7 protein-coding genes and 1 tRNA gene are annotated in these 6,982 nt (G+C 71.6%); 3 read left to right on the forward strand and 5 right to left on the reverse strand.

The features are described from left to right. Positions 1-108 precede the first annotated feature (108 nt). Positions 109-2,442, forward strand: a complete 2,334-nt coding sequence (locus RMO85_RS05150; protein ID WP_310526942.1) for a CDP-alcohol phosphatidyltransferase family protein — start codon at positions 109-111, stop codon at positions 2,440-2,442. A 77-nt stretch (positions 2,443-2,519) separates the two neighbouring features. Beyond that, complete coding sequence (locus RMO85_RS05155; protein WP_310526945.1) at positions 2,520-2,927, forward strand: hypothetical protein; 408 nt, start codon at positions 2,520-2,522, stop codon at positions 2,925-2,927. Here the strand turns inward: RMO85_RS05155 and RMO85_RS05160 are convergent. The 5 genes from RMO85_RS05160 to RMO85_RS05180 form a co-directional block, all read right to left on the reverse strand. Further along, complete coding sequence (locus RMO85_RS05160) at positions 2,874-3,575, reverse strand: zf-HC2 domain-containing protein (RefSeq protein WP_310526947.1); 702 nt, start codon at positions 3,573-3,575, stop codon at positions 2,874-2,876. The two genes, RMO85_RS05155 and RMO85_RS05160, sit on opposite strands and share 54 nt — an antisense overlap. Then, positions 3,572-4,084 carry a sigma-70 family RNA polymerase sigma factor gene (locus RMO85_RS05165; protein WP_310526948.1) on the reverse strand — a complete coding sequence of 171 codons (513 nt, stop codon included), beginning with the start codon at positions 4,082-4,084 and terminating at the stop codon, positions 3,572-3,574. Before RMO85_RS05165 ends, RMO85_RS05160 begins: the two co-directional genes overlap by 4 nt. 294 nt (positions 4,085-4,378) lie before the next feature. Next, positions 4,379-4,452, reverse strand: a tRNA-Arg gene (locus RMO85_RS05170). Between the two features lie 73 nt (positions 4,453-4,525). After that, entirely contained in the window at positions 4,526-5,944 is a 1,419-nt protein-coding gene (locus RMO85_RS05175; RefSeq protein WP_310526949.1) for a HAMP domain-containing sensor histidine kinase, read from the reverse strand. After that, on the reverse strand, positions 5,941-6,630 hold the full coding sequence (locus RMO85_RS05180; RefSeq protein ID WP_310526950.1) for a response regulator transcription factor: 690 nt from the start codon (positions 6,628-6,630) through the stop codon (positions 5,941-5,943). The genes RMO85_RS05175 and RMO85_RS05180 overlap by 4 nt, the downstream gene beginning before the upstream one ends. 94 nt (positions 6,631-6,724) lie before the next feature. Between RMO85_RS05180 and RMO85_RS05185 the strand changes: the two genes are divergently transcribed. Beyond that, positions 6,725-6,982, forward strand: a 258-nt coding sequence (locus RMO85_RS05185; protein ID WP_310526953.1) for an ATP-binding cassette domain-containing protein, incomplete at its 3' end; no start/stop codon positions are given.

Here is a 6,982-nt window from a genome sequence, read left to right on the forward strand (position 1 = left end):
CACCCAGAACGCGGACTCGGCTGCCACCGGCGGCTCCTCTCCTGAACGGGTGAACCGAATCCGGTCCGTCGTCGTGTCAACGTCGTACTCCCTACACACGGAGGCGCGGTGCATCGGGTTCACGCCGGACCGCTGACCGGGTTCGTCGGGCTGCTCGCGCTGCTCGGGACCCTGTCGGCCATGGTCGGTCTCAGCTCCCTCGGCTGGGCCGTCGGTGCCCTGAGTGGCGCGGTCCTCGGCGCGACGCTCAACGCGGCCCTGGTGCGACACGGGGCTCAGGGGCTCGGGCCGGCCGGTCGCGTGACCCTGGTCCGCGCCGAGATGGCCTGTGTGGTCGCCGCCCTGACCGCCGACTCCTTCCTCCGCCCGGCGCATGTGGCCGTCCTGGTCAGCCTGACCGCGCTCGCCCTGCTGCTCGACGCGGTCGACGGCCGGGTCGCCCGGCGGACCGGGACGGTGACACCTCTCGGTGCCCGGTTCGACATGGAGGTCGACGCCTTCCTCATCGCCGTCCTGAGTGTGTACGTCGCCCCGGCGGTCGGCGGCTGGGTGCTCGCCATCGGAGCGATGCGTTATGTGTACGTCGCGGCCGGGTGGGCCCTGCCATGGCTGCGCCGGCCGACGCCGCCGCGCTACTCGGCGAAGGTCGTCGCCGCCGTGCAGGGCGTCGTCCTCGCGGTGGCGGCCGCCGATCTCGTCCCCGCGACCTGGTCCCGGGTCGCCCTCGCCGTCGGGCTCGTGCTGCTCACGGAGTCCTTCGGCAGGGACGTGTGGTGGCAGTGGCGGCACCGCGGCGACCCCGTCCCGGCGCCCGCCGCCCGGGGCGCACTGTCCGGTGCCCCGGTGACGGCAGTCGCGCTGGGGGTGGTCTGGCTCGCCCTGGTGCTGCCGGACCGCGTGCAGGAGATGACGACGATAGGGGCCTTCCTCCGGCTTCCTCTCGAGGGCATGGTGCTGGTCGGGCTGGCCCTGGTGCTGCCGGTCCGGTCGCGTCGGTGGCTGGCGTGGTCGTTCGGGCTGCTGCTGGGACTCCTGGTCGTGGTGAAGGTGCTCGACACGGGCTTCCTCGCGGTGCTCGACCGGCACTTCAGCCCGGTCAGCGACTGGGTCTACTTCGGGCCCGGGATCGGGGTCCTGGCCGACTCGGTGGGGCAGACCATGGCGATCGCCACCGCAGTCCTGGCGGTCGCCCTGGTCGCCGTACTCCTCGTGGTGCTGCCGCTGGCGACCGGCCGGCTGACCCGGGCAGCGGCCGAGCACCGGCGGGGGACCGCGCGAGCGCTCACCGCGCTCGGCGTCGTGTGGGTGCTGTGCGCGGTGTCAGGCCCCCTCGTCGGTCCGGTCGGGCGGGTCGCCTCCACCAGCGCCGCCGGGCTGGCGTTGGACCGGGTGCAGCAGGTCCGGGCAGACCTGCGCGACCGCCGCGCGTTCGCCGGCGAGATCGCCGAGGACCCGACGAGGGCGGTCCCGGACCATCAGCTCCTCAGGGGGCTGCGGGGCAAGGACGTGCTGCTCGTCTTCGTCGAGAGCTACGGCCGGGTCGCGGTGCAGGACTCGACCTTCTCCGCGGGGGTCGACGCCGTGCTCGAGGACGGGACCCGCCGCCTGCGTGCTGCCCGCTACTCCTCGCGCAGCGCCTTCTTGACCTCACCCACCTTCGGTGCCGGCAGCTGGCTCGCCCACTCGACGCTCCAGTCCGGCCTGTGGGTCGACAGTGAGCGGCGCTACGAACAGCTGCTCGGCACGGACCGGCTGACGCTCACCGACGCCTTCGGGCAAGCGGGCTGGCGCACGGTCTCCGACGTCCCGGCGAACACGGTGGACTGGCCGCAGGGCGAGGAGTTCTACGGGTTCGACCAGATGTACGACTCCCGCAACGTCGGCTACCAGGGCCCCGAGTTCGGCTATGCCCCGATGCCCGACCAGTACACGCTGGAGCACTTCCGCCGCCAGGAGCTCGAGCCCTCCGATCGCGGGCCCGTGATGGCCGAGATCGATCTCGTCTCCAGCCACCACCCGTGGACTCCGCTTCCGCACCTCGTGCCCTGGGATCGGGTCGGCGACGGTTCGGTCTTCGATAAGATGCCGGAGCAGGGCGAGCCATCGGACGTGGTGTTCCGCGACCCCGAGGCGGTCCGTCGGGTCTACGGCGAGTCCATCGAGTACACGATGGACACCCTGGTGTCGTTCCTGGAGCGGCAGCCCGACCCGGACCTGGTGCTGGTCGTGCTCGGGGACCACCAGCCGCACAGCTACGTGAGCGGGGGAGACGCCGGCCACGACGTGCCCGTCAGCGTGATCGCCCGGGACCCGGCAGTGATGCGGCGGATCTCGGACTGGGGCTGGCAGGACGGTCTGCTGCCCGCGCCGGACGCGCCGGTCTGGCGGATGGACACCTTCCGCGACCGGTTCCTGTCGGCCTACGGCCCGCGCCTGAAGTGAACCTCGCCGGGCGCCGGGACGTGTAGCGAGTGGAGCCCCCGATGGTCGGGGTGCCCGTGCGTGGATCGGAGACGGCCATGATCGTGCGACTACTGGCGGCAGCAGGGGCCCTGGTCTCGGGTGCCGTCCACCTGAAGCTGTGGTTCGACGGCACGCGGCACTTCGACGTGGTGGGTCCGGCCTTCATGCTCAACGCGGTTGCCGGGCTCGTCATCGCCGTGCTGCTGCTCACGTGGCATCACTGGGTGCCGTTGTTCCTGGCGTTCGGGTTCGGCCTGTCCACGCTGGCGGCCTTCGTCATCTCCGCGACCGTCGGGCTCTTCGGCGTCAACGCCTCGTGGTCGGGCCCCTACACCTGGGCGGCGGCCATTGCCGAGATCGTCGTCATCGTGGCCGCGCTGTTCGCGGCCCGCGCCGAGGGCTACGAGCGCTCACTCCGTCAGCGTCAACACCGGGTCCCCGTCGGCGGTCAGCACCTCGACTGAGCTGATGTCGGCGAGGATCGCCGACGTCGCCCCCGGGAGCCGCATGGTCTTGCCGGCGAGCCCCTTCCACGACGCGACCTGCTCGACCCGTCCGTCGCGCGTGCGCACCACCATCGAGTACGTCGCGCCGTACGACGACTCGTGGTCCGGGGCGTAGGTGCACACCAGGTCGAGGCGCGTTCCCCACGCGACGCTGGTCAGGGCGAGCGTGCCGGACACCGACTCCGTGCCGACCGAGGTCATCGGCTCCCCGGGTGCGGCCTCGGCGGGCGCCGATCGACCGACCGGAGGCGGGTCATCCGCGAGCACGTTCATCCCGATCGCCGAGCCGGCGGCGACCACCAGGGCCGCGGCGGCAGCCAGGCCCACCAGCACGGTCGTACGGCGTCGCTGGGAGTGCCGCGCCTCGCCGACCAGCGCGGGAAGCAGAGTCGGCGGCACCGGCTCGGGCGTGCCGACCGTCTCCAGGACGTCGGGCGAGACCCTCGCCAGGAGACCGGGCAGCCCGGCGAACTCGCGCACCCCGCGGGCGCACTCGGCACACCGGGAGAGGTGGCGCTCGAAGTCCGCTCGGTCGGCCGGAGACAGCGAACCCAGGACATAGGCTCCGTCGTGGTGGGCGAAGGCGCAGGTCATGGGGGTGCTCATGCCCCTACTCCCATCTCTTCGAGGGCCAGCCGCAGCGCCCGCAGGGCGTAGTGGGTGCGCGACTTCACGGTGCCCTCGGGCACGCCGAGGCGCTGCGCGGCCTCGGCCACCGGGAGGCCCCGGTAGTAGCACTCGAGCAGGACGGCGCGGTGGTCCGCGGACAGCTTCGTGAGCGCCTCGGAGACGAGCCACGAGAGCAGCAGTTGATCAGTCTGGTCCTCGGTCCGGACCACGTCGGGGACCTCGGCCACGGAGAACTCGCTCTGGGACCGCTTGGTGCGCCACTCGTCGATGACGATGTTGCGGGCAACGGTGAACAACCAGGCCCGGACCGAGCCCTGCGACTTCTCGAGCACCGCGGCGTTGCGCCAGGCGCGGAGCAAGGTCTCCTGCGCGACGTCCTCCGCCTGCGCCCGGTTGCCGCCGGTCAAGCGCAGGCAGAATCGCCACAATGCGGCGGCGTGCTCATCGTGCAACTGCCGCATCACGACCGCTGGGCTGTCTGGCATCGCACCTCCTACGCATGACACGCGTTGCCGCGCGTCTCGGTTCAAGTGTCCTCCGCGACTCAGGAAATCGCCGGTGTACGGCGAGTCCGCAGTCCACTGATGGGCGCGCCCCCGCGAAGGACCCTCAGCAACTGGCGGCGTACGACATCGAAATCGGCGTCCGACATGTCGTCGCCCGCCACTTCGTGGGGGATCGCGCGCTGTGGGCCATGCCCGAGATCCCGGACGGGCACCTGATCGCCGCCGAACCCGCCACGGCAGGTCCGGCGGTCCGATGTCCTGAGCGGCCCAGAGCACCCCCGGCAGGATTCGAACCTGCGACCTAGAGATTAGAAGGCTCTTGCTCTATCCAGCTGAGCTACGGGGGCCGGTGCGGACATTGTTCCCCACCGATGCCCGTCGAGCATCTCCACCCGCCTCGGGTGGTCGTTGCGAGTGCCGTCAGGGGGTGCTGACACCCGGCAGCCACAAGCTCGCCGTCATCGCCGCAGAGTGGTCGCAGGGCTCGGCCACATCTGATCCGTGGTGGACGTGCTCGCCGCGACAGCACAGGCGCAGCGCCCCACCGACCGCGACGACGGACTCCTCCACCAGAGCCAGTCCGAGGCCGGCGCCGGGGCGGCTGCGCGCCTCCGGGGAGCGCGCGAACCGTCGGGTCGCCTCGACGAGCATGTCCGAGTCCATACCGGGCCCGGCGTCCTCGACCTCGACCACGACCCATCCGGGGTCAGAGCTCCTGCACGTCACCCGGATCTCGATGGGGGGCCGGCCATGGTGGAGGGCGTTGTCGATGAGGTTGGCCATCAGCCGCTCGAGGACCGCGTGGTCGATTCCTGCGTGCAGGGCGTGCGCGGGGAGGTCGAGAACGATGGTGTGGGCGAGCTCCGGAGCGGCGACGCGCTGCCGCTCCACGACGGTGGCGACGACCTGCGTCACGTCCGCACTGGCGTCGGCCCGGTCGAGCATCCCGCCATGGGCCCCGAGGGCAAGCAGCTGCTCGGCGAGACCGGCCAGCCGGGCGACATCCACGCCGAGCTCATCGAGGATCTGCTCGTGCTCCCCAACGCCCCGAGGACGGCGGCGGGCGAGCTGGATGCGGCTCGTGAGCAACGTGAGCGGGGTACGGAGCTCGTGGCTGGCGTCGTTGACGAAACGACGCTCGTGCTCCAGTGAGCGCTCGAGCGCCTCCAGCATGTCGTTGAGCGTGTGGCCGAGGCGGGTGACCTCGTCGTCCCGTCCGGCAGGCACCTCGAGGCGTAGACCACTCGCACCGTGGGTGATCTCCACCGCTCGTCGCCGATAGCGCTCGACCGGGCGCAGCGCCGCGCGGGCGAGCAGGTCGCCGACCCCTGCGGCGACCGTCAGCGCACCGAGTCCGGCGAGCGTGAGCTGCACGAGCAGCTCTCGCAGTGCCTCGTCCCGGTGGTCGCGTCGGACGCCGACGAGGAGGTACAGCCCGGAGTCGTCACGGGCGCTGATGCGGATGCGGAAGGGACTGTCCGCGCCCGGAAGGAAGCTGCCGGTCTCCACGGTTCGGGCGCTGCCGGGGTCCGGCAGCTCGCGCGCGGTGACCATCGGGGTGGCCGGAGCGGGTCCTCCCGAGGAGAGCACGCCGCCACCCTCGTCCAGGACCTGCCAACCGGCTCCGGTCGCGTCGGCGGCGGCCAGCGACGTCACTGCACCGCTCGTGTCCACCAGGGCACCGAGGGTGGTCGTGGCCCGTGCGAGCTCGGTGTCGAGACCCCGGTCGAGGGCATACTCCACGCGCCAGTACACGAAGACGCCCGCCGCGGCCAGCAGGACGAGCATGGCGGCCACGAAGCCGGCCACGAGGCGCACACGGAGCGGCAGCCGGGTCACGGGGCCCGCCCGCCAGGATCGACGCGGTAGCCCGCACCGCGCATGGTGGTGATGGTGTGGGTGCCGAACGGGCGGTCGATCTTGGCGCGGATGCCGGCGAGGTGTACGTCGATCACGTTGCTGCGCAGGTCCGTGTCACCGTCCCAGACCTCATCGAGGATGGTGTAGCGCGACACCACCTGCCCGACCCGGGAGACGAGCAGGTGCAAGATGTCGAACTCCCGGGCCGACAGCTCGATCTCGGCGCCCGCCCGCGAGACGCGACGGGCGCCCGGGTCGACGACCAGGTCGTCGACCTCGAGCAGCACGCCTTCGCCGTACGACGAACGACGCTGCAGCGCCCGCAGCCGGGCCAGGAGCTCACCGAGATCGAACGGCTTGGGCAGGTAGTCGTCGGCGCCGGCCTCCAGTCCGTCGATGCGATCGCGCACCTCGCCTCGGGCGGTGAGCATGAGTACCGGGGTGGTCACACCGACGCCGCGCAGCCGGTGGCAGACGGTGAGACCGTCCAGCTCGGGCAGCATCCAGTCCAGCAGCAGGACGTCGTAGGCGATGCCGCCGGGCAGCGCCCGGCCGTAGGCGGATCTGCCGTCGTGGACGACCTCGACCTCCCAGCCGTCCTCCCGCAGCGCCTGGTCGAGCACGGCGGCGAGCCGTCGATCGTCCTCGGCCACCAGGATGCGCAACGCCGATCCTCCCTCCAGAAGTGTGTGCCGCCCACCATGCACCGTGGCGGGTCACTTCATCATCCCTTCACGTCCGTTCTCCTACCGTGCGGTCATGAATGTTCCCCTGGCCGTCGAAGCGACGGATGTAACGAAGACGTTCGGGTCCGTACGGGCCGTCGACGACATCACGGTCCGGGTGGCCGCGGGCGAGGTGTACGGCGTCCTGGGGCCCAACGGTGCGGGCAAGACGACCTTCCTCCGCATGCTCTTCGGGCTCATCCGACCCGACTCCGGCACGGTGCGCGTCCTGGGCAAGACCTGGGACGAGGACGGTGTCGGCGTCCTGGACGGTGTTTCCGGGTTCATCGAG

The sequence above is a fragment of the Nocardioides sp. genome (genome assembly GCF_031422975.1).
Lineage (GTDB): Bacteria > Actinomycetota > Actinomycetes > Propionibacteriales > Nocardioidaceae > Nocardioides.

Coding starts and splice junctions, on each gene's coding strand:
- RMO85_RS05165 (WP_310526948.1), bottom strand. CDS start 4,084: ATGCCAGACAGCCCAGCGGTCGTGATGCGGCAGTTGCACGATGAGCAC.
- RMO85_RS05160 (WP_310526947.1), bottom strand. CDS start 3,575: ATGAGCACCCCCATGACCTGCGCCTTCGCCCACCACGACGGAGCCTAT.
- RMO85_RS05155 (WP_310526945.1), top strand. CDS start 2,520: ATGATCGTGCGACTACTGGCGGCAGCAGGGGCCCTGGTCTCGGGTGCC.